This is a genomic window from Pseudoalteromonas sp. SA25 (assembly GCF_011378705.1).
GTDB classification, from domain to species: Bacteria; Pseudomonadota; Gammaproteobacteria; order Enterobacterales; family Alteromonadaceae; genus Pseudoalteromonas; species Pseudoalteromonas arctica.
In genome coordinates this window covers 52,915-74,812 of record NZ_WTKV01000019.1, presented here as the reverse complement: position 1 = coordinate 74,812, position 21,898 = coordinate 52,915, and the positions used below count along the sequence as shown (strand labels likewise).

Here is a 21,898-nt window from a genome sequence, read left to right as displayed (position 1 = left end):
TTTTGATTATTGGTTAGCCATCAATTTTTGGTGCAAATATATCGATGCTTTTATCTGATTTGGGTTTTGGTGCGGTTACATCATGCTCTATGTGGCTTTTATATAAATCGCGTTTTGCTGCAATCCATCCGTACTTACCTTTACTTTCGAATACATAATTACCAGAAGGCGCAGTAAATTGACCATATACGGCATCTTTACCTACCGTTAAAACGGTATTATGCATGCGACCGTCAACACCCACTATTTTGCCAAATATGCTCTTATCGCCATTTTCAGACTCAACCACATTAGTCACTTCTGCGGTGAATGTTTCGGCTGTTTGCGGAATAGCTAAATCAAAATTTTCGCCAGTTTCTAAAGCCTGTAAAGAATTTAAATCAAACTCAATGTAGGCTTCGTTATGTAAGTCGGTAGGTAAAACTTTTGCGTTTATGAGCACTTGCTTTGCTTTGGCGGATAGGCGATTTACGGCATCAAATTCTTCAAACGGTAAATTGTTGTCAGGGGCAACAATGGGTTTAACGGTAATTGGATCTTTACTCATATCAATAGGTGCAGGGGGATGTGTATTGCGCGTTTTTTGTAAATCAATAGGAACAAAATCAATAGCAACAGGCGCGATAGGTTCGCCCGTTTCATCTGCATTAAAAAATAGCCCATAAACTGCAAATGCCGATAATGGTATAGCAATTAGTAAGACGACAGATCTCTTCATTTGTTTCTCTTTTAGTGTTTTTAGTTAACTGTTTGTTACTTTTTATATTATTAAATGGATTAGATCAAGATAATAAATGTAACCGAAAAGAATTAATTCTAAATTTCATAATTCCTTATAAAATATAAGGATATTTATTTTTGGTATGTTTTTCACTCTTTTTAGTATTGGTTTTTTGTAGGGTTTATGCGGCCTTTGGCGCGTTTGTGGGTACTTGTTTGTTTAGTTAAATACAATGGTTAAAAGTGACTTTTTGACGTTAATTACAATGAAAAATAAAAAGTGAATTTTTTTCACTCTTTGTAAACTAATCGCTAATTGCAATGCATTTATCGGGCACGTATGTTGTGTGCTGCATAAATGGCATTACGAGGGATTTATGAAGGTGTCTGATCAGTTGCTTAACCGAATTACAGCAGGACTTGTGGCTGTAATTATTGGTTTTTCGAGTTCTATTGCATTGATTTATCAGGTGGTGATAACCCTTGGAGGCACGCCCGATTTAGTAGCTAGTTGGATTTTAATGCTCGGTTTAGTGATGGGCACAACGTCAATAGGTTTGTCGTACTATTACAAAGTGCCTGTTTTAATTGCGTGGTCTACCACGGGGGCTGCATTACTGATTTCAAGTGCACAAGGGTATAACTTAAACGAGGCTATTGGCGCGTTCATGCTCAGTGCATTGCTCGTTTTTTTGTCGGGGGTGACGGGCTGGTTTGAAAAAATAATGAACCGTATTCCAAGTGAGCTTGCGTGCGCCATGTTGGCCGGCGTACTTGTTACCTTTGGTATTGATGTTTTTAATTTTATGAACGACATGCCTTTAGTGATTGGCTTAATGGTTGTTATGTACTTTATTGGTAAACGCTTTTTTGCCCGCTTTGCTATGTTAAGTGTGCTTATTATAGGTGTACTACTCGCTTGGCAAATGGGCCATATTGATACCAGCGCACTGCACTGGAAAATGAGCGAATTTGCTTATATTGAACCCGTTTTTCACTTGCAAGCATGCATTAGCATAGGTTTACCACTTTATATAGTTACCATGACCTCGCAAAATTTACCGGGTATTGCTGTTTTAAAAGCGCATAAATATAAAGCACCTATATCTGCATCTCTTAATGTGACTGGTTTTGTAAATATGCTTACCGCCCCGTTTGGAGCTTATTCTATTAATTTAGCTGCTATTACTGCTGCTATTTGTATGAGTGATGAAGCGGATGAAAATCATGATAAACGTTATTGGGCGAGTATAGCGGCGGGCGCATTTTATATTTTAATGGCGCTGTGCGCGGCCACATTAGTCGGGTTGGTAGCAAGTTTACCGCAGGCACTTATTTTAGCTTTGGCAGGCATTGCGCTATTTGGCACAATTGCTAATAGTTTGCAGCAAGCCCTTAGTAGCACTAAATATACGGAGGCCGCAATTGTTACTTTTTTAGTAACAGCATCTAACTTAACATTGCTTTCAGTAGGGTCTGCCTTTTGGGGGATTATAGCAGGTGTGCTTACGCTCCTTATCACCCAAAAAGACTAGAAGCTTTATTGTGTACAAAGAGCCGCTGGTGAGTATTTATATCATTAAAATAGCTTAACTGAGCTTATAAAAAAGGCTGCAATTGCAGCCTTTAGTTTTATAAAACAAGATTTACCTAATCAAAAGTATGATGGCGAGTTACACTAAACCGATTAAGTATATGGTGCATAATATACACAACGCACAAACTTAATATTATAGCCACCGATACCGAGCTAAACCGGTACATTGCGCTATAAACAAGATCTTGGCCTGGTCCGAGTGAGTTCCCAAATAAAATACCGAATGTAGTCAGCACACCAAAACCAATACCAGGTATGCCTCCGCCTAAAATATGAAAACGCGCAAAAAGAAACGAAAGTATCCATAAAATAGCCATCGGAAAAAGTAAAAAATCAGAGTGACTATACAAAAATAGTTGCGATAGTAACGCTGCATTACACCCTATAAGCGTTCCAATTGCTCGCTGCCAACCAGCCATACCTGCGGCTTTCCAGCATAATGAAAACAAAATAAGCACAGAAGCTGCCTGCGCAGATATTGAGTCTTGTAAATCAAGAACCTGAAAAACCACAAAAGAGAGGGTAGCCACGGTTGAGCATAACAATACCTCATGGCGAATACTTTCTTTTGCTTTAGCTGGCATTACTCGCCCGGGCCTTGCGGTTACATCAGGAAATAGGCCATGCATTAATGCTCCAATAACAACGGTTAAAAATATAGCCAAACCATTAGTTAAAATTAACGGATAAATACTACTTCCTTCATCAACATAGCTCGAAAAATGTAGCTGAATAGAAAGGCTTATCACGCCTAAAGCGCCAAATAAAAAGGCACTACCGCTACTCATTTGGTGAAATAAAAAGCAAAAAACACCAAACACTAATAATGTCATAACGACTGGCAAGTGAGAGAACAATCCCTGCATTATCAGCACTATAAGCGCGCTAAATGCAGCAGATGCTATAAATTGATTTATAAGCCCACGACTTAACGTAGGTACCATGCCCAATATCAACATAGGATAAACGGTAAAAAATATACCATTAGGCCAGTTCATTAATTTACTAATAGTAAAGCCAAGGGTGCATCCACCTGCAATGCGTAGTGCTTGGCGAAGGCCATTAGAGTCTAATTGTGGGCCTTGGCTAACAATTTGAGTCATAAAGCCTCCATTAATAAATGTAGTGTAACCAGCTAATAAATCTAATTTGTGCAGAGCCAAACCATTGCCCAATTGTCGATTCGGGTAATAATTGTACTGTTGCACGTGACCCGCTTGGCATGTCCGCTATTAAGTCTTGATGATTTACGAGCTTTAAATGAATACGTTGACGCTGTGCATCGCGTACCCAACGATTGCTGGTTTCTGTTGTACTTAGTAAACCATTTGCACTAAGTTGACCGTTGCTAACGCCTGCTTCAAATGTTTCTAGTATTGCGTCGTAAACTTCACCTGGGCGGCTATCAAATACGACGCGCGCTTGAGTGCCTTGCTTCATATTTGAGAGTGACTTTTCTCTAAAGTCGGCAACTAAATCGGCTTTTTTAGCGACAATAGCTAATAATGGGCTACCTGCAACTGCGTATGCGCCGTCTAATAATTGTAAGTTAGCAACTACACCGTCACTTAGTGCACGTACTTGCGTGTAGGATAAATTTAACTCAGCCTGCGCTAACTGGTTAGCAGCATGACGCATAGCTAAGTTTTTATTACCTGAGTCACCTCTAGCTAAAACTGCTTCAGCTAACTGCGCTTCTAGGGCCGCAACATTTGCTTTACTGGCTTCAAAATTAGCACGAATACTTTCAAGCTCTTGCTCCGATATAGACTTTTGAGTATAGAGTTTTTCGCCTCTGCTTTTTAATAGCTTTTGCTCATGCTGCTTAGCATTTGCAGCACTAATTTGTGCTTCAAGGGCTTTAACATTGGTATCAAGACGCTTGTTTTGTAATTTGGCATCATCAAGCGCGAGTTGAGCTTGCTCTTTGGCTAAATTATATGGGCCTTCATCGATACTAAATAATATATCGCCCGCTTTAACTGGTTGGTTATTATTAACTTGCACACTAGTGACTCGGCCACTAATTTGCGGTGATATTTGCACAACAGGGTGGTATACACGTGCCTGTGGTGTCACAGGCAAAACCATATCGGCCACTAAATAGTAAATAAATACTAAGATAAACCCTATGAGAGAAAACCTTACATAGCGTGCAAACTTTTGATCCGGTGTCATTTTTAGCCTTACTTATTAACTTGAATACATTTAAGGGCGTTTTGCTCTATTTTGATCAAACCAAATGCAATGGCATCTAGCTGCTCAACAGATAAACCGCTGTATAACTGATTTTTTATATCGGAAATGGTCTCTTGCAATGAATGTAAAATGGCATCACTTTGCTCAGTAAAATAGAGTCTTTTACTGCGCTTATCATGTTTGTCTACACGGCGAACGATTAACGATTGCTCCTCTAATTGCTTAAGCGTGCGAGTCAGTGAAGGCATTTCTATCCCTAAGCTATTAGCAAGTTCAAGTTGTGTTAGTCCCTCACCACGCATATTTATATGCATTAGTGCAGTCCAGCGCGACTGAGTAAGCCCCAAAGGCTCAACAGCAATGGTTACTGCTTCGCGGCATAAGCGATGAACTCGGCCCATATTACCGATAACTGTTAAATCGAGCGTCTCGTGAAAAGGTTTTTGTGTAGGCATAGCCATCCCAACATAGTTAGCAAGCTAACTATTTTATCATTACTTAGCTTGCTAAGTAAATATGTGTAAGTACGGGAAGTGGCAAAATATTTGCTAAACCTCACCTGTAAAAAAATGGTGAGGTTTAGGGGATTTTAAAAGTTAAGTAAATTAGCTGGGGAGTATTGATCGGTAAGTACTTTTGTATCTGCAGGCCAATCTTGGCCGTCTTTAGTAAAGTGCATAAGTTGGCTAATCGCTTTTATATCTACACCGTATTTTACTAATTTAGGGGCGAGAGCATTAACACGCGTGTTAATTTGCGCTTCGCTCGGTATTGATTTAAGCCCCGCTAAAATAATACGGTTGCTACGATTTTCGCGGCTTACATTTATAAAGTCGCCAAATACAGCGTGGTAAGTTGCCGACTCATGCTCATAAAGTTTACTACTTGAAAACGTATTTGCGGCAATAACGCCACCATCAGCTAATACGCTTTGTACTTCTTCAAAAAACTCTTTAGTGAGCAAATGCTCCGGAATATAGTCACCGTTAAACGCATCTAAAATAATCCAATCGTACTTTTGCTTTTTAATAGCGGCGCGCTTTATAAAAATACGGCCATCTTGCACGCTTGATGTCACTAAGTCGTTTTCTATAAAGTTAAAGTAATCGCGTGCAACTTTAGTTACTGCAGGATCTATTTCAACATTATGAATATTTGCAGTGGGGTATAGCTCATGAATAACGTTAGAAAGCGTACCGCCACCTAATCCTATAATAAGTACACTTTTAGGGTTGTCGGTTACTAAAAGGCTCGCAAACGTCAATTTTGTGTAATTAAAAACAAGTTTGTCGGAATTGCTTTTATACATGCAACTTTGGCTTGTTTGGCTACTTTTAGTATTAAATTTAAGGCAACGTAAGTCGCTTGTTTCTTCAACAATAATATTGCGATAAAGCGAGCGTTCTTCATGAATAACGTTACTAAACGCAGAACCTGAAAACACAATTAATGGCAGTAGCAAATATTTAAGCATGAGCAAGCCCCTTATTATTAACCAAGGTATTAATAGCAATCGCTACTAAACCCAGTGACCCAAGCGTTAAAGCAAAGGCGCTAATAATTGTATTCACGTCAAACGCGAGTACAAAGTAAAAAGAGGTAATAATAGTACCCAGGGCACTGCCAAGCGTACTTACAAAGTATAAACGCCCAGCCACTTGGCCGCTTTTATCGCTATCTGTTACCAGTAAGCGCACAGAGTAGGGCGAGATCATGCCTAAAATAACGGTAGGGATAAAAAATAAAGCAGTTGACGCTAAGAGCGAGCCGTAGCGGCTATCTTCAATATGGGTAAATATAAATTCCATTATAGGCTGCGAAAATAATGTAATAGGAACAACCATAATGCTGGCAATTAAAAATATTAAACCATATTTGGTAAGGGATGCATTTTTAGTGCTGAGTTTACCACCAAGTAAATACCCAAAAGATAAACTAAGCATAAACACAGTAATTATACTGCCCCAAATATGCACGCTACTGCCAAAAAAGGGGGCAAGAATTCTCCCACCTAAAAGCTCAATGCCCATTATGCAAAAGCCGCTGCAAAAAGCTAAAAAGTAAATTAACGCGTTTGTTTTTATGCTCATATAATTATCGTTATGTAACTTAAGTAGAACACTATACTAACGTGATGCATACAAAGCTGCTAGAGCCTGTTGACCTAAGTTTAATTAAAAAAAGAAGTTTTGTTATAGCGATTTGTTAGTTAGTTGAATTCTGATCTATTTAGCTTGCCTAGGCCCTCGCGATTTAACACTTAAGACGCTTTTTCATTTAAATTAATTTTTTCTTAAGTTTTCTTTAAGTTTCACTCGTTAAGTTTAAACCCTGAAATATAAACAGGTTTAAATGAGCGAGCTTATGCAATTAGCCCACACTTCTACATCATTAGATTTAACACAAAATAACAGTCAGTTTATTAGTGCTCGTATTGATGATGTGCATCGAAAAAATCTCGAAAATACAGTGAAAGAAGGTTTTTTAGTTGCGTATAACGCTAAGCTTACTTCTTTTATGCCCCTACTTTGCCAATACGTTACCGAGCAAGGAAAGTGCACGTTAGGGCTAAGGCAAGCAACTTCGCCATTGTTTATTGAGCAATATTTAGCATCACCCGTTGAAGATTTTTTAGATGAAAGTATTTCTCGCAATAAAATTTTTGAACTTGGTAATCTCTGCTCTACAAATCGAAGAGCAACACTTGCACATTTTATTATTGTTAACGAAGCTCTGCAAAGTGTGGGGGCAAAACATTTAGTGTTTTGTGCAACCAACAAAGTGCGTGCTTTATTGCGCTTACTTGGTGTTACGTGTACTGAAATTGCACTTGCGAGCAGTTTTGTAGTTGAGAACCCATTAAAGTGGGGCAGCTATTACGCCAACCAACCAACAGTATGCATTGTGAGCCTAGAGCAAGCTCACCAACAAGTATTAAATACCCCAATGCTTTATAGTTTGATGCAGCAAAACCACTCAAGTATTAATTCTTTGGTAAATGCATTGGTGAATGTATGAATTACTATAATACCCATGCAGTACCGCCATTAATTATTGCCCATAATAAAGAGCAAACACTTGAAATTAAAGGTGATGAGTTTAACCAGCAAATACAAAAAGTAGTAAAAATACTACAAAGCTTTAACGGCAAATGTGTCGCTTATAAGCTCGATAATACGCCAGCTTGGCTTGTTATTGATGCCGCTACTGCAGTTTCTAATAAAGTGGCTGTGCCAATTGCTCACTTTTTTAGTGAACAACAAACTCAATATGTACTAGCACAATGTGGCGCACATTTATTTATTAGCGACACGGCAAACCCTTTACTTGGGGAGCCTACTGCATTGATTACTATGTTTGAGTTTTACACGTTATATATTTACGAAATTGTTGTAGCTAAAGCCGTCAGTTATTTTCCAGAAACTCAAAAAGTAACGTTTACATCTGGATCGACTGGGCAACCAAAAGGCGTGTGTTTATCTGCAAAGAGTCAAATGCAGGTAGCCCAATCTCTGTGCGATAAAATTAATATTAAAAAGCCTGTTCATTTATGTTTATTGCCGCTTGCTGTATTGCTTGAAAATATAGCCGGTGTGTATGCCCCTTTAAAAAGTGGCGGTACAGTGCATTTAATGCCGTTAAATGAATTAGGATTTGTTGGAACTGCATTAAAACAGCCCGCACAGCTTATAGCTGCGATTGATAAAGTTAAGCCAAATACGCTTATTTTAGTGCCTGAACTATTAGCATGCTTAGTTACTTTTGCAGAAGATGGGTGGCAACCGCCTAGTTCGTTACAATTTATAGCAGTAGGTGGTGCGCGTGTCAGCGAAATGCTATTAACCAAAGCGCGTAGCTTAAACTTACCGGTTTACCAAGGTTATGGGCTTTCTGAGGCGGCATCTGTAGTTAGTTTAAATACGCCCACAAACGATAACCTTCACAGTGCAGGCTCTGTGTTACCTCATATTCAAACCAAAATTGAAAATGGCCAGCTTTTTATAAAAGGCGATTTGTTTTTAGGTTACTTAAACCATCAACCTCACAACAAAAACCAGTGGTATGCAACCGGTGATCTAGTCGAGCAGCATCAAAATACCTTATTTATTAAAGGCCGCCTAAAAAACCTAATTATTACCAGCATGGGTCGCAACATCAGTGCCGAGTGGCCTGAATCACTATTACTAAGTCAAAGCGGAATTTTACAAGCGGTTGTGTTTGGTGAAGGTCGACCTTTTTTAACCTCCATTATTTATGCCGATTCAAAGCTATGTAACCCCGTGTTAGCTCAATACATTAACGCAATTAATAAACAACTACCCGACTATTCACGAATTCAAAAATGGCATCGTTTAGCTGCCCCATTAAGTGTGCAACAAGGATTATTAACCACAAATAATCGCCCAAAACGAGATGCCATAAGTAAGCAGTACCATGCTGTGTTTGAGCAATTTTACCGACTTGGAGAAGTAATTAATGAGTGATTTTTTTAACACCCTCAAAGAGCAAACTAAACAAGAGCAAAACTATCTGCTTGCAGCACCTATTATTCAGCGTGTTTTTAAAGGCGAAGCATCACTTGAAGAATACGCCTCGTTTTTAGCGCAAGCGTATCACCATGTTAAGCACACCGTGCCATTAATGATGTCGGTTGGTGCGCGATTAACCGATGATCAAGAGTGGCTGCGCGAAGCCGTTGCAGAATACATTGAAGAAGAGATAGGCCATCAAGAGTGGGTACTTAATGATATTGCAGCCTGTGGTTTTGACAAAGAAATAGTACGGTGTAGTCAGCCGCAATTTGCTACCGAAATGATGGTGTCGTACGCGTACGACTCTATTGCACGTAAAAACCCATTGAGCTTTTTTGGCATGGTACATGTGCTTGAAGGCACTTCTATAGCACTTGCTGATGGCGCAGCTTCAAACATTGCAAGCGCTGTGGGCTTACCTAAAAAAGCATTTAGTTATTTAACCTCTCACGGCGCACTTGATATAGAGCATGTGAAGTTTTTTGAAAACCTAATGAACCAAATAACAGATGAGGCGGATCAACAAGCCATACTTCATGGTGCAAAGCGCTTTTATCGTTTATACGGCGATATATTTCGTGGACTCGATGACGAACCGTTTTTTAAAGCTAGTGCACAAGGCAAATTGGCATGAGTAGCACTTTATGTGTGCTCACTGGCGCAACAGGCGGAATAGGGCAAGCGATTGCTAAAGCCCTATATACAAAAGGGTGGAAGTTACTGCTTGTAGGGCGAAATACCCAAGCCCTTGAAAAACTGAGCCGTGCATGCCCTGACAGTGAAATATTTGCTGGCGATTTAACCGACGATACAACACGTATTAACTTAGCAATAAAAGCCAAGCAACTCGGCGGCGTTAAGTTACTTATTAACAATGCCGGTATAAATACAATGCAAAGCTTAGAGCACACAAGTAATGAGCAAATAGACAATATGCTCATTACTAATTTGTCGGTGCCTATTAAATTATGCCAGCTATTTTTAGGGCAGTTAGCGTATACCAAAGGCACCATTGTTAACGTGGGCTCATCGTTTGGCAGTATTGGCTACCCGTTTCAAACACTTTATTGCGCCAGTAAATTTGGTTTACGTGGTTTTACAGAAGCGCTCTCGCGTGAGCTTAACGGCTCAGGCGTTAAAGTGACCTATTTAGCGCCTAGAGCAACAGATACATCTATTAATAGCAGTAAAGCGCGGGCAATGAATAAAGAGCTCGGCAATAAAATGGACTCGCCAGAATTAGTTGCTCAAGAGTTATTAGCTCTTATAAGTTCAAACCAAACAAGGCGCTTTATTGGTTTTCCTGAAAAATTATTTGCACGCATAAATGGGGTATTCCCAAGCGTTGTTGATAACGCTATTGCAAAACAACTTCCTAAAATTAAACGTTTTTTAAGTTAACAAACACACAAGGGCAAAATTATGTATAAATTTACACTCGCATTTTATTTAGTACTAACAACTGTATTTGCAACCGCAGTACACGCAGATGAAACACAAGACTTAACCTCTATTCAACAAAATTGGGCAATTGCTAACTACGAACTTGAAGATGATGCGCAAATAGATGCGTTTACACAACTAAGTGAGCAAAGTGCATTGTTTGTTAAAAACTACCCAAGCTCGGCACAAACACATATTTGGAATGGAATTGTGTTAGCTAGTTTTGCTGGCGCAAAAGGCGGGTTGGGTGCACTTGGTTTAGCAAAAGAGGCAAAAACGTCACTCGAAAATGCACTTTCAATAGATGGCACTGCATTAAATGGCTCAGCTTACGCAAGCCTTGCAACGCTTTATAGCAAAGTACCCGGTTGGCCAATTGGTTTTGGTGATGACGACAAAGCTGAAAAATTATTTAAACAAGCGCTCGCTTTTAATCTCGAAGGCATTGATACTAATTACTTATACGGTGAATACTTGTATGACGAAGGCGATTATAAACAAGCTAAAGCACGACTACTTGTAGCACAAGCTGCGGGCATTCGTGATACTCGTGCAAAAGCAGATGAATATCGCCAACAAGCAATAAGCCAGCTATTGGTAAAAGTAGATAAAAAACTAAAAAGATAAACACATAATGCATTTATTACTCGTTGAGGATGATCATTTAGTGGCGCAAGGGCTTATTCGCTCTTTGCGTCAAGAGGGCTACAGCGTAGAGCATAGTGGCACAGTTAAGCATGCCTTAGAGTGCCTTTCTAGTGGTGAAATTGAGCTGGTTATTCTCGATTTAGGATTACCTGATGGCGACGGCTCGCAAGTTTTAAAGCATATTAAAGCACAAAAAAAAGTTATTCCGGTGGTTATTTTAACTGCTCGCGGCAGTATTGATGACAAAGTCCAAGGGCTAGATATGGGGGCAGACGATTACCTTGCAAAGCCGTTTGATCCCGCTGAGCTATTTGCCCGTTTACGTGTAGCAAGTCGGCGCATTAACCAAACACAATCAAGCTTGTTGCGCTGTGGTGACGTAGTAATTGATACCTCTGCACATACAGTTACACTAAGTGGGCAGTCACTTACACTGCCGCGAAAAGAATACATGCTTTTAAAAGCGCTGATGGAAAATCAGGGAAGGGTGCAATCAAAACAGCAACTCGAAAACAAACTTTACCAATGGGGTGAAGAAGTTGGCTCTAATGCCATAGAGGTGCATATTCATCATCTTCGTAAAAAATTCCCTAGCGATTTTATTAAAACCTTACGTGGCATTGGCTACGTGGTTGGTAAGCGTTAGAGTGTGTTTATCTTTCGAGGTTGAAAATGTCTATTCGTAAACGTCTGACCTTAATTTTACTTTCAATGATGGTGCTAACTTGCTTTTTAGCTTTAGTAAAAGGCTATCAAAAAAGCATGCGCCACGGCGAAAACTTGCTTGATAATGAACTTAAAATAGTGGCTGGCGTTTTAATTGAGCAACCATTAGCACTAAGCACAAATGCAGTACAAGTAAGCAATAATAGTGCTCAGTTGTTGTATCAAATTTGGCAAAACAATAGTTTACTTAGCGGCTCATCGAGTTTAACGAATAACCAAATTAGTTTTAGCGAGGGCTTTCAAACTGCCAATGTAGCAGGGCAGCGTATGCGAGTGTTTGTGATGAGTAAAAACACCCGTAAAGTCATTGTTGCTGAACCTATGGCAAAGCGGTTTGAATTAGCTGAAGCCGTTATTTTATCTGCAATGTTACCTATGCTATGGGCAGTCCCTCTGCTTGCTATTTTTATTAGCTTTTTTGTTAAATACGCATTAGCCCCTCTTACTCGATTATCTAAGCAGCTGGCTACTCGCCAAGCAAACGACTTTACGCCAATTAACTGGCAGGTAACCGACGAAGAAATTAAACCGGTTATTAATCGTTTAAACGACTTATTTAAGCGCGTAGAAACTGCCTACTTACGAGAGCGCTTTTTTGCTTCAGATGCAGCTCACGAATTACGTACCCCGCTCAGTAGTTTAAAAATTAATGTACATAATTTGGCTAATAAACAAAGTAATCTGCAAGACCATCAAGAATTACAAGCCATGTCGCAGGGCATTAATCGCTTAAGTAATATTGTTGAACAAATGCTAATTTTAGGGCGCACTCAGCCTGAACAATGGCAGAGGCAGTTTAGCGAACAATCATTGCTAACGATTACTCAACAAGTCGTATCGGAGCAATACGACAAAATAGACGAAAAAAACCAAATGATTAGCCTCGAAGGTGATGATTTTGTAATTAATGGTGATGAGTTTACATTAACCACACTCATCGCTAATTTACTTAGCAATGCCATAAAATACACCCCCAATAATGGTCAAATAATAATTAAATTAGCATCAAGTAATAACAGCTATAGTTGGCAAATTGATGATTCTGGTGCGGGCATGACTGAAGAGCAAAAAGAGCGAATATTTAATCGCTTTTATCGCGTAGGTGGCGATCAACATCCATCAGGCGAGCAAGGTGCGGGTTTAGGTATGGCGATTGTTCAACATATAATTGCTATTTATGGCGCAAGTATTTATTTAGCGAATAGCTCTTTAGGCGGACTAACCGTTAAGGTTACTTTTACAGGAGTAAAAAGTGACTAAACGTTTATTCAATCAATGTCTTTGTTGTTTGCTATTTTTGTCGTTTAACGCGGCGAGTAAAGAGTACCTTATTATTTTAAAAGATCATTTGTTTTATCCCTCGCAAATAATTATTCCCGCAAATAAAAAAGTAAAACTATTGATAGAAAACCAAGACAGCACACCAGAAGAGTTTGATAGCTTTGATCTAAACAGAGAAAAAGTACTCTACCCAAATCGTAAAAGCATTATTTATATAGGGCCGCTAAGTAAAGGGCATTACGAGTTTTTTGGTGAGTTTTCGCCAAATACAGCAAGGGGCGTTGTTATAGTTAACGATGAAGGGGCGCAGCATGCTAATAACTAGTTTAGTCATGAGCCTTAACCAATTACTACCAGTGGCTATTTTATTAGTATTACTACAAGTAGTTAAAGAACAAAGCTCTTTAAAAATAGGGTCTGCTTTAGTAATAGGCGCGGTAATGTCGTTTTTGTACATGCAAAGTGCGTCGTGGGTGAGCCAGTGGTTTGAACACCAAGGGTTAGAGTACTCACAAATAGGGCTATGTATCACTATATTTATTGCTGTATTGGTATTTGCACTAAAGCAAAAGTCAGCGGCATTTTATATCGCAGTTATAAGCACAATAACGCTCTATTTAAGCCATTATATTATTTACCTCACCAGTTTTTGGCAAAATAATGATGCAGGGCAAAGCTTATTTATTGGCACTTTATTAGGTGTGGGAATTTGTTTAAGTTTTAGCGTATTGCTGTACTTTTTAATGAATGCAATTAAGCACCGTTTTGGTATGTATCCGCTTTTTACTTTGCTTGCTTTTAACAGCGCGGCTAAGTTACTAGTTGCACTGGATTTGGCAAGCCAAATAGATTTAATTACAAACACCTCAACAGTATGGGATTTACGTGATTTGTTAAGCGAAAACTCTGAGCTAGGCCGCGTATTGCGTGCTCTTGTTGGTTACGAGGCCACTCCCGATTTAATGAGTGTACTTATATATAGTACAAGCAGCGTGTTATTTTTATTACTTTGTTATGTTATTTCGGCTCCAATAACTAAGGAACGTGTATGAAAGCACTCAACCTATATTTAGCGCTTAGTTTTACCGCTCTTTGTTTGTTGGTATTCTCAATCCAAGCAAAGGCCGATGGTATTGTTGTTGATAAGGTATATCACCCCTATGTTTTGCCTTTTGAGCGTGAGTTTGAGTGGCGATTAGTGTCGCACCAAACAGATAGTGGCAACATACTAGCGCAGCGTTTGGGTGGCGGTGGTGCTATTAACGATACAATGGCACTGGAAGGCTATTTAGTTGGTGAGCGAGACGACAACGGCGACTTTGGATTAGAAGCTTATGAGCTTGAGCTACGTTGGCAATTAATTGAACAAGGTAAATTATGGGCTGATTGGGGCGCGTTATTTGAGCTTGAAAAAAAACATAACGAAGATGTGTATGAGGCAACCTCGGGTTTTGTGATCGAAAAAGAATTTGGAAAAACAAGTCTTACGCTAAATGCTTTTTTGGTTTATGAGTGGGGGCAAGACATTAAAAATGAATGGGAAAGTGAGTTTAGAGCACAATATCGCTATCGATATCGCTCTGCTTTTCAGCCTTCTATAGAGGTTTACGTAGGTGAAGACTTTATTGGTATAGGGCCTGGCTTTATAGGTTTACAGCGCTTTGATGGGCAAAAGCAATTAAAATGGGAAGCGGGTTTCATCACTGAGATAAGCCAATCAGAAAAAAACCATAGTTTTAGGCTCGCATTAGAATTTGAATTTTAATAACAACTAAAAGTAGTTTTGGTTGTTTGTTATTCTGATCATAGATAGGTACTTGACATATTATTTAAACTCTATATAGTGGGCCGCAGCTAGAAAGAAAGCATGTAAGCTATAAATCTCCATTTCGATATAAGTAATACTTGTAGTACCGTCCTGAAGTTTTTAAAGTACCATCTCATTTTTTGCTACACCCGCTCTTATGAGCATATTTTTATTTTTATTTCAGGATATTACAATGTCTAACATCGTATCAGGTACAGTTAAGTGGTTTAACGAGTCTAAAGGTTTTGGTTTCATCGAGCAAGAAAATGGCCCAGACGTTTTCGCACATTTCTCAGCAATCAAAAGCGAAGGTTTCAAAACTTTAGCTGAAGGCCAACGTGTAGAGTTTACTCTTTCACAAGGTCAAAAAGGTCCACAAGCTGATAACATCACAGCTGTATAATTTTGCTTTTTAAGTAAAATGAAAAAAAGCGCTTAAGGCGCTTTTTTTGTGTCTGAAATTTGACTCAAACCAAGCAACGTCCATTATCAATGTAAATTAACTAAATGATATTGCTATTATTTAGCCCCTCCTAATATTCGTTTTTCTATTCTTCTAAGTCATTGCGCTAATGCAAGTGAGTTTAAGCTTGTAATTTATACCGAACATTTCTCCCTTATAATTTCAAAACAACAAATTCAAAACGACAAAGACCAGCTTGTTAGTAGTACTCTCGATATTGTAAAAGATATTTGCACAGCTATTGATATAACCTGCGAGTTTAAATTGCTTCCTTGGAAGCGTGCTTATAACTTAGTTTAAAAGCCCCTTACTTTGGCATTGTTTCAATAATTAAAAACATCGAACGTGACCCACCATTTTATTGGGCTGGGCCGCTGGCGCGAGTCAAACTTTCTTTTATAAGCTCAAAGCTGATAAGTAAGTTATACCAATTCCATTAAGTATGCGGTCTAAATTTTACGCCGAAAAAACAATTCAGCTCTAGGCGTAAATAAAATTGGTTTTAAAGCGGGCGAAAACTTACTAATGTTTGGAGGCGAAAACAATATATGGATTTGTTTTTAAAAAGAAAAATAGATCTAATTTAGGTTCAAAAGTTACAATAAAGTATAGCTAGAACTCTTTGGATATAAAGCAACTGACGCAGTGAAGTGCAAGAATTACCTCTTCCTAAGCTTGTGAGCAATTACATTGCATTTAATAAATCAGTACCAGAGCATGTCATAAAGCAATTTTATGAAGAATATAAAAAGTTAAAAATGAAAGATGATTTTGTCGCCCATAAGCATACTTATCTTCAATGATTTATCTTTCGTAAGGCAGCCCTTTATTTTGCTTTATTTTTAAAAATGCAGCTTGCAGTGCTTCTATTAAATGCATATCTGTTTTTTTATTTGCAGCTAAATAAGCATCAATTGTTAGCTCATCTATTTTATAAATAAACTTTAAGTGTGCTGGTTTGAGCTTTAGATAATCACTCATCTGCTGCATGAATAAAGGATCGTCTACAATTAAATCTACTTTTTTAGCTAATAGTAAAGAGTATGATTTTTGAATATCAGAGGTTAAAACAACTTCAAATCCAAGTTTCGTGAGGGTTTGTGTTGAAAAGTCATTGCGTTGCATTGCAATTTTATACACTTTTGCTTGTTCAGTATTATTTATAATAAGATCATTTCGCTCTGATAGGCCGATAAAGCCCAGCTCAAATCGTCCAACTGGTCCAATCCAATAAAATTTATTTTCTCGCTCTACAGTGCGTGCAAGGCTGTATATAAAGGTGTTTTTTAACTCATCTGCAATTTTATAAGCACGTGCCCAAGGATACATTTGAATGTTAGGTGTGAGATCAGCCTCAGCAAATATATCTCTAATAAACTGAGTACCTTCACCTGCTACCTCGCCATTAATCAATACTTGGTTTGGTGGTGCTAACTCTGTAACAACAAGCAGGGCTTCCTTTGCTTGAACATACACAGAGCAAATTAAAAAAAGAGAATAAAGAATATATTTCACAATAGCGAATCGTCATTCAGTTAGCTTAAGTAATAATAAGTGTGGCTGAAAATATGAAAAACACAAAAATTATTTATGTGAACTTGTTACTAAGATATTGGTTTATTTGAGTTATGTATAACTATAAAGGGGGCTAGATAGATAAGTGCTTCGAGGTTAGAAGTAGTTGAGGCTAAAAATTAAGGCCTAAAACGATAAAAGGGCCTTGCGGCCCTTGGTGAAGTATCGTTCAAGTCAGATAGAGCTTTAACCCCTTAAAGCGCTATCCTCTTGTTTTGCAACACCGGTGTTCATCTCAATAAGTTTCTAAGCTAGCGAGAGGAAAAACCCAGCAATTGCTGCGCTCATAAGGTTAGCCATAGATCCTGCTAACACTGCTCTGAGCCCTAAGCGAGCGATATCCTTCCGCCGACTAGGCGCCATACCGCCTAACCCACCTAGTAAAATGGCTATCGATGATAAGTTAGCAAACCCACATAAAGCAAAAGTAACGATTGCTTGTGTGTGCGCGCTTAACGTATCGCGATAATTTATAAAGTCTAAGTAAGCAACAAACTCGTTTACTACTATCTTTTGACCAATAAAGCTGCCGGCTATAATCGCTTCATCCCATGGCACACCTAGTAACCATGCAACTGGAGCAAATACATAACCTAATATTTCTTGAAGCGTTAATGTTGGGTAATCAAACCACCCACCAATACCGCCTAATAAACCGTTTAATAGTGCAATTAGCGCTACAAAAGCAAGTAACATTGCACCTACATTAAGTGCTAAATGCATACCGTTTGCAGCACCTGATGCAGCTGCATCAATTACATTTACAGGCTTATCTTCGTCATCTAAATCTAAATCAGCTAAGTTATCTCTAGGCGTTTCAGTTTCTGGCACAATCATCTTGGCCATTAAGAAACCACCTGGTGCAGCCATAAAGCTCGCAGCAATAAGATACTTAAGATCTACGCCAATAATTACGTAACCGGCCATTACAGAGCCTGCTACAGTGGCTAAGCCACCTACCATTACTGCAAACAATTCCGATTTTGTCATCGTTGCTATAAATGGCTTAACTATTAACGGTGCTTCAGTTTGGCCTACAAAAATATTTGCAGTTGCTGAAAGCGATTCTGTGCGAGAGGTCTTCAATAATTTTTGTAAACCGCCGCCTAAAATCCTAATTATCCAATCCATAATGCCAAGGTGATATAACACAGCAACAAGCGCTGAGAAAAACACGATAACTGGCAAAACTTGAATTGCAAAAATAAAACCTAATGTGTCTTGTGAGGCGAGTGGACCAAATAAAAACCCAATACCATCATTAGCATAACCAATAACCGACGAAACGGCTGATGACATGCTAGTTAACACATTTTTTCCTGCTTCGAAAAACAGAACAAAACCGCCTATAACAATTTGCATCGCAAATGCTATACCAACGGTTCTTAAATTAATTGCCTTGCGATTAGTTGACGCAGCAAAGGCAATGCTTAGTAGCACACACATGCCTACTAAGCTCATAAATGTTGTCATACAAATGTTTCCCGTTGTTATTCTTGTAGTAAATATTTAATTTTACTTTTTATTATATCAATCGCAACGCGGTTCATGCCGCCTCGAGTCACAACTAAATCAGCATTATGCTTAGAAGGCTCAATGAATTGATAAAACATCGGTCTAACAGTTGCCTGATATTGCTCAACAACAGATTGTAATGTTCTGCCTCGTTGCTCCATATCACGTTGCATACGACGCATTAAACAAATATCTAAAGGTGTGTCTATAAACACCTTAATATCAAATTCTTTATTAAGCGCTTTATCACTCAATAGTAAAATACCTTCAACAATCAGTATTTTAGCAGCTGGCACTCGGCGTGTGGTTGCGCTACGCGTGTGCTGTGCATAATCATACGTTGGTACTTCTACTGAGTTACCACAACGAAGTTGCGTTAAATGCTCAAGCATTAATGCGTGTTCAAATGCATCTGGATGGTCGTAATTTGTTTGCGTACGATGAGCCATCGGCAAATGCGACTGATCCTTGTAATAAGCATCTTCTTCAATAATGGCGATAGCGCCTGGTTCAAGCTCATTAACCAATTCATTGTAAATTGTTTGGCTAAAAAGAGATTTGCCCGACGCTGATGCGCCTGCAATGGCTATAATAGTAGTTCGTGTCACTAAAGTTCTCATCCACACAGAAAGATATATTGTTGGTAGATCACAATAGCAAAAAAGACACGATTAATCTCTTTTGCTTCGCTCAAGGGTGCAAATTTATAATGTTTAGGTTTTATGAAACAGGACTTTTGTCCTGTACGGAAAATTCGATCAGCGGATAAAGTAACCACCTAGAATCAAAGTGAGGTCAAAATGGCAAGAGCAATTATTTTAATGGCAGATAGCCTAGGAATCGGTGCAGCACCAGATGCAGATAAATTCGGCGATCTTGGGGCTAATACATTCGCTCACTTACTAAAAGCATATTACGACGAAACAGGCAGTGCGCTGTCGCTTCCTAACCTATCAAAACTTGGGTTAGTGGATGCATGCGAAGCTGCCGGTGGCGAACCGTGTTTAATTTCAGACCGCCAAGCTCCTCAAGGTGCATGGGGTTACGCTAAAGAAATCTCTAGCGGAAAAGACACGCCATCAGGTCATTGGGAAATGGCAGGCGTACCTGTGTTATTTGATTGGGGATATTTCCCAAAAACACAGCCAAGTTTCCCACAAGAATTTATAGACGAGTTTATTGCTCGTACAGGTATTCCAGGCATTTTAGGCAATTGCCATGCATCAGGAACTACCATTTTAGAACAGCTAGGTGAAGAGCATGTAAAAACAGGTAAACCAATCTGTTACACCTCAGCTGATAGCGTGTTTCAAATAGCCGCGCATGAAGAGTCATTCGGCCTAGAGAAGCTTTATCAAGTTTGCGAAATCGCACGGGCGCTACTTGATGAAATGAATATAGGACGAGTGATTGCGCGGCCATTTTTGGGTTCAAATAGCCAAGACTTTGCTCGAACGGGTAATCGTCGTGACTATTCAGTACTTCCGCCTGCACCAACATTGCTAGATGTACTAGCAAAAGACGGCGGCGAAGTAATTAGTATTGGTAAAATTTCAGATATTTACGCGCATCAGGGCATAACCCAAAAGCATAAAGCACCTGGACTTATGAACTTGCTAGAAAAAACCAGCGAAGTAATGGAAAGCGCGCCAGATCGTAGCTTAATCTTTACTAACCTAGTTGATTTTGATGAAAAATTTGGTCATCGTCGTAATCCAGTAGGATACGCAAAAGCATTAAAAGAATTTGATGACTATTTACCAACTATACTAAATCAGTTAAAAGCAGATGACGTATTAATGATCACTGCAGATCATGGCTGTGACCCAACCTTTCCAGGTTCTGAGCACACTCGTGAATACGTACCTGTTATTGCATACCAGCCAGGTATGAGTAACACACCATTAGGTGAACGCAACAGCTTTGCAGATATAGGTCAAACACTGGCACAGTGGTTTAGCTTATCTGCGCTTGATTACGGCGACAGCTTTTTAAATGAGCTAAAAACGCCAAATAAAAAGGAAAACAATTAATGAGTACTCCGCATATCAGTGCAAACGTTGGTGATTTCGCCGAAACAGTATTAATGCCAGGCGATCCGCTACGTGCGCAATATATTGCTGAAAACTTTTTAGATGATGCAGTACAAGTTACAGGCGTTCGTAACATGTACGGTTTCACTGGTACTTACAAAGGTAAGCCAGTAAGTATCATGGGTTCAGGCATGGGCATTCCATCAATGTCTATTTATGCACGTGAGCTAATTGTAAGCTTTGGCGTTAAAAATATTATACGTATTGGTACGTGTGGCGGTATTGGCACAGATATCAAAATTCGTGACGTAATTTTTGCACAAGGTGCAAGCACAGATTCAAACGTAAACCGTGCACGCGTGCGTGGCTACGATTTTGCTGCTATTGCTAACTTTGACCTACTTTTAAACGGCGTAAACGCTGCTAAAGAGCTAGGAATTAAAGCAAAAGTAGGTAACGTATTTACGACAGACACATTCTATCAAGCAGATGACTCGTTCTATAAAGACTTAGACAAGTTAGGCATGCTAGCAGTAGATATGGAAACAGCAGGTTTATACGGCGTTGCAGCTGAATACGGCGCAAACGCAATGGCATTATTTACAGTAAGTGACCACGTAATCACTGGCGAAGCAACACCTGCTGATGAGCGTCAAAGCACGTTTAACGAAATGGTTAAAATTGCATTAGAGTCAATAGCTTAAATAATACATAACAGTTCCTTGGTAACGTATTCACTAAGTTTTGGAGACACGCCCAAAGTGAAGTGAGACTAAACCTCCAAAGCCGCATTTTATGCGGCTTTTTTTATGCCTGAAGAAAATAAGCCACCATACAATATTGCATCGGATTTTGACGTGATTTGCTGTGTTGTAGGCGCAGAGCTTGCTCGCGCGAGAAGCACAGCTTCTAATTACTTAAGCTAACTACTCTAAAAGCGCAGCATCTCTAAACCTATTTGTGTATAACAGCCCTAAAAAAAATATGCACGCAGAGAAGAAAAGGAGGAGCAAATGAGAAGAGCAAAACCAATGCTGACTCGGCATTATAAAAGTACAAGCGTTGCTTTAAAAGCTTGTAACCTGCGCGAATAGAAGTGTTTATACCAAGTTTAGAGTATGACTTGTTGCTCATGTTAGAAGCACAGTTTCTGATTGTTTTTATTATTTTAACTTCTAAGCTCTTCTCTAAAAGCGCAGCGTCTCTAAACCTCTTTGTGAATTAATCACTTTAGGTCTTAACTCTACGGTAGAGCTGAGTTTGTAGAGCGCAGTAAAGCTTCTAATTACACAACAAACATAACCTTTAAAAACAAAAAAAGGGCCAAGGCCCTTTTTTATGATGTTGCGCCTAATCATA

At 39.1% G+C, this 21,898-nt stretch carries 23 protein-coding genes; 14 read left to right on the top strand and 9 right to left on the bottom strand.

Translation table 11 applies throughout. The features are described 5' to 3' along the window. Positions 1 to 13: 13 nt before the first annotated feature. Complete coding sequence (locus tag GQR45_RS15380) at positions 14 to 718, bottom strand: hypothetical protein (protein ID WP_165726411.1); 705 nt, start codon at positions 716 to 718, stop codon at positions 14 to 16. A gap of 379 nt (positions 719 to 1,097) precedes the next feature. On the opposite strand from GQR45_RS15380, the gene GQR45_RS15375 reads away from it, so the two are divergent. Beyond that, positions 1,098 to 2,255, top strand: coding sequence for a benzoate/H(+) symporter BenE family transporter (locus tag GQR45_RS15375; protein ID WP_024591511.1), 1,158 nt, complete (start codon positions 1,098 to 1,100; stop codon positions 2,253 to 2,255). A 115-nt stretch (positions 2,256 to 2,370) separates the two neighbouring features. Here GQR45_RS15375 and GQR45_RS15370 read toward each other — a convergent pair whose 3' ends face one another. The 5 genes from GQR45_RS15370 to GQR45_RS15350 form a co-directional block, all read right to left on the bottom strand. Then, on the bottom strand, positions 2,371 to 3,420 hold the full coding sequence (locus tag GQR45_RS15370; RefSeq protein ID WP_024607811.1) for a DUF2955 domain-containing protein: 1,050 nt from the start codon (positions 3,418 to 3,420) through the stop codon (positions 2,371 to 2,373). Positions 3,421 to 3,430: 10 nt separating this feature from the next. Continuing rightward, the gene (locus GQR45_RS15365; RefSeq protein WP_165726410.1) at positions 3,431 to 4,495 is read right to left on the bottom strand and encodes an HlyD family secretion protein; all 1,065 of its coding nucleotides are present in this window, start codon (positions 4,493 to 4,495) and stop codon (positions 3,431 to 3,433) included. Between the two features lie 8 nt (positions 4,496 to 4,503). Continuing rightward, the gene (locus GQR45_RS15360; protein ID WP_007583567.1) at positions 4,504 to 4,971 is read right to left on the bottom strand and encodes a MarR family transcriptional regulator; all 468 of its coding nucleotides are present in this window, start codon (positions 4,969 to 4,971) and stop codon (positions 4,504 to 4,506) included. Positions 4,972 to 5,105: 134 nt separating this feature from the next. Next, positions 5,106 to 5,990, bottom strand: a complete 885-nt coding sequence (locus GQR45_RS15355) for a fused MFS/spermidine synthase (RefSeq protein WP_165726409.1) — start codon at positions 5,988 to 5,990, stop codon at positions 5,106 to 5,108. After that, entirely contained in the window at positions 5,983 to 6,606 is a 624-nt protein-coding gene (locus GQR45_RS15350; RefSeq protein ID WP_165726408.1) for a fused MFS/spermidine synthase, read from the bottom strand. Before GQR45_RS15350 ends, GQR45_RS15355 begins: the two co-directional genes overlap by 8 nt. Positions 6,607 to 6,880: 274 nt before the next feature. Between GQR45_RS15350 and GQR45_RS15345 the strand changes: the two genes are divergently transcribed. The 11 genes from GQR45_RS15345 (at position 6,881) to GQR45_RS15295 (ending at position 15,356) form a co-directional block, all read left to right on the top strand. Then, positions 6,881 to 7,534: a thermostable hemolysin gene (locus GQR45_RS15345; RefSeq protein ID WP_024592423.1), complete on the top strand. Its 654-nt coding sequence runs from the start codon at positions 6,881 to 6,883 to the stop codon at positions 7,532 to 7,534. Then, positions 7,531 to 9,000, top strand: a complete 1,470-nt coding sequence (locus tag GQR45_RS15340; RefSeq protein WP_165726407.1) for an AMP-binding protein — start codon at positions 7,531 to 7,533, stop codon at positions 8,998 to 9,000. The genes GQR45_RS15345 and GQR45_RS15340 overlap by 4 nt, the downstream gene beginning before the upstream one ends. Continuing rightward, positions 8,993 to 9,682: an iron-containing redox enzyme family protein gene (locus tag GQR45_RS15335; protein WP_165726406.1), complete on the top strand. Its 690-nt coding sequence runs from the start codon at positions 8,993 to 8,995 to the stop codon at positions 9,680 to 9,682. Before GQR45_RS15340 ends, GQR45_RS15335 begins: the two co-directional genes overlap by 8 nt. Beyond that, entirely contained in the window at positions 9,679 to 10,449 is a 771-nt protein-coding gene (locus tag GQR45_RS15330) for an SDR family oxidoreductase (protein ID WP_165726405.1), read from the top strand. Before GQR45_RS15335 ends, GQR45_RS15330 begins: the two co-directional genes overlap by 4 nt. Before the next feature lie 21 nt (positions 10,450 to 10,470). Continuing rightward, on the top strand, positions 10,471 to 11,118 hold the full coding sequence (locus GQR45_RS15325) for a hypothetical protein (RefSeq protein ID WP_165726404.1): 648 nt from the start codon (positions 10,471 to 10,473) through the stop codon (positions 11,116 to 11,118). A 7-nt stretch (positions 11,119 to 11,125) separates the two neighbouring features. Continuing rightward, positions 11,126 to 11,785, top strand: coding sequence for a response regulator transcription factor (locus GQR45_RS15320; protein WP_010555222.1), 660 nt, complete (start codon positions 11,126 to 11,128; stop codon positions 11,783 to 11,785). A gap of 26 nt (positions 11,786 to 11,811) precedes the next feature. Further along, a complete protein-coding gene (locus GQR45_RS15315) occupies positions 11,812 to 13,125 on the top strand; it encodes an ATP-binding protein (RefSeq protein WP_165726403.1) in 1,314 nt (437 codons plus the stop codon). Continuing rightward, positions 13,118 to 13,471 (top strand): cupredoxin domain-containing protein, encoded by a 354-nt coding sequence (locus GQR45_RS15310; RefSeq protein ID WP_007376645.1) that lies wholly within the window; start codon positions 13,118 to 13,120, stop codon positions 13,469 to 13,471. Before GQR45_RS15315 ends, GQR45_RS15310 begins: the two co-directional genes overlap by 8 nt. Further along, positions 13,458 to 14,198, top strand: coding sequence for an iron transporter (locus GQR45_RS15305; RefSeq protein ID WP_165726402.1), 741 nt, complete (start codon positions 13,458 to 13,460; stop codon positions 14,196 to 14,198). The genes GQR45_RS15310 and GQR45_RS15305 overlap by 14 nt, the downstream gene beginning before the upstream one ends. Beyond that, positions 14,195 to 14,911 (top strand): hypothetical protein, encoded by a 717-nt coding sequence (locus GQR45_RS15300; protein WP_007583539.1) that lies wholly within the window; start codon positions 14,195 to 14,197, stop codon positions 14,909 to 14,911. The genes GQR45_RS15305 and GQR45_RS15300 overlap by 4 nt, the downstream gene beginning before the upstream one ends. 235 nt (positions 14,912 to 15,146) lie before the next feature. Continuing rightward, positions 15,147 to 15,356, top strand: coding sequence for a cold-shock protein (locus GQR45_RS15295; protein WP_002959120.1), 210 nt, complete (start codon positions 15,147 to 15,149; stop codon positions 15,354 to 15,356). Positions 15,357 to 16,220: 864 nt separating this feature from the next. Here GQR45_RS15295 and GQR45_RS15290 read toward each other — a convergent pair. The 3 genes from GQR45_RS15290 to udk all read right to left on the bottom strand — a co-directional run bounded on the left by GQR45_RS15290 (position 16,221) and on the right by udk (position 19,114). Then, the gene (locus GQR45_RS15290; RefSeq protein WP_197188258.1) at positions 16,221 to 16,931 is read right to left on the bottom strand and encodes a transporter substrate-binding domain-containing protein; all 711 of its coding nucleotides are present in this window, start codon (positions 16,929 to 16,931) and stop codon (positions 16,221 to 16,223) included. 306 nt (positions 16,932 to 17,237) lie between these two features. Next, a complete protein-coding gene (locus GQR45_RS15285; RefSeq protein WP_007583535.1) occupies positions 17,238 to 18,464 on the bottom strand; it encodes a NupC/NupG family nucleoside CNT transporter in 1,227 nt (408 codons plus the stop codon). A 17-nt stretch (positions 18,465 to 18,481) separates the two neighbouring features. Beyond that, on the bottom strand, positions 18,482 to 19,114 hold the full coding sequence (gene udk, locus GQR45_RS15280) for a uridine kinase (RefSeq protein ID WP_007583533.1): 633 nt from the start codon (positions 19,112 to 19,114) through the stop codon (positions 18,482 to 18,484). Positions 19,115 to 19,306: 192 nt separating this feature from the next. On the opposite strand from udk, the gene GQR45_RS15275 reads away from it, so the two are divergent. Then, complete coding sequence (locus tag GQR45_RS15275; protein ID WP_010555228.1) at positions 19,307 to 20,539, top strand: phosphopentomutase; 1,233 nt, start codon at positions 19,307 to 19,309, stop codon at positions 20,537 to 20,539. Further along, positions 20,539 to 21,243, top strand: coding sequence for a purine-nucleoside phosphorylase (gene deoD, locus GQR45_RS15270; RefSeq protein WP_002959109.1), 705 nt, complete (start codon positions 20,539 to 20,541; stop codon positions 21,241 to 21,243). The genes GQR45_RS15275 and deoD overlap by 1 nt, the downstream gene beginning before the upstream one ends. Positions 21,244 to 21,898 lie beyond the last annotated feature (655 nt).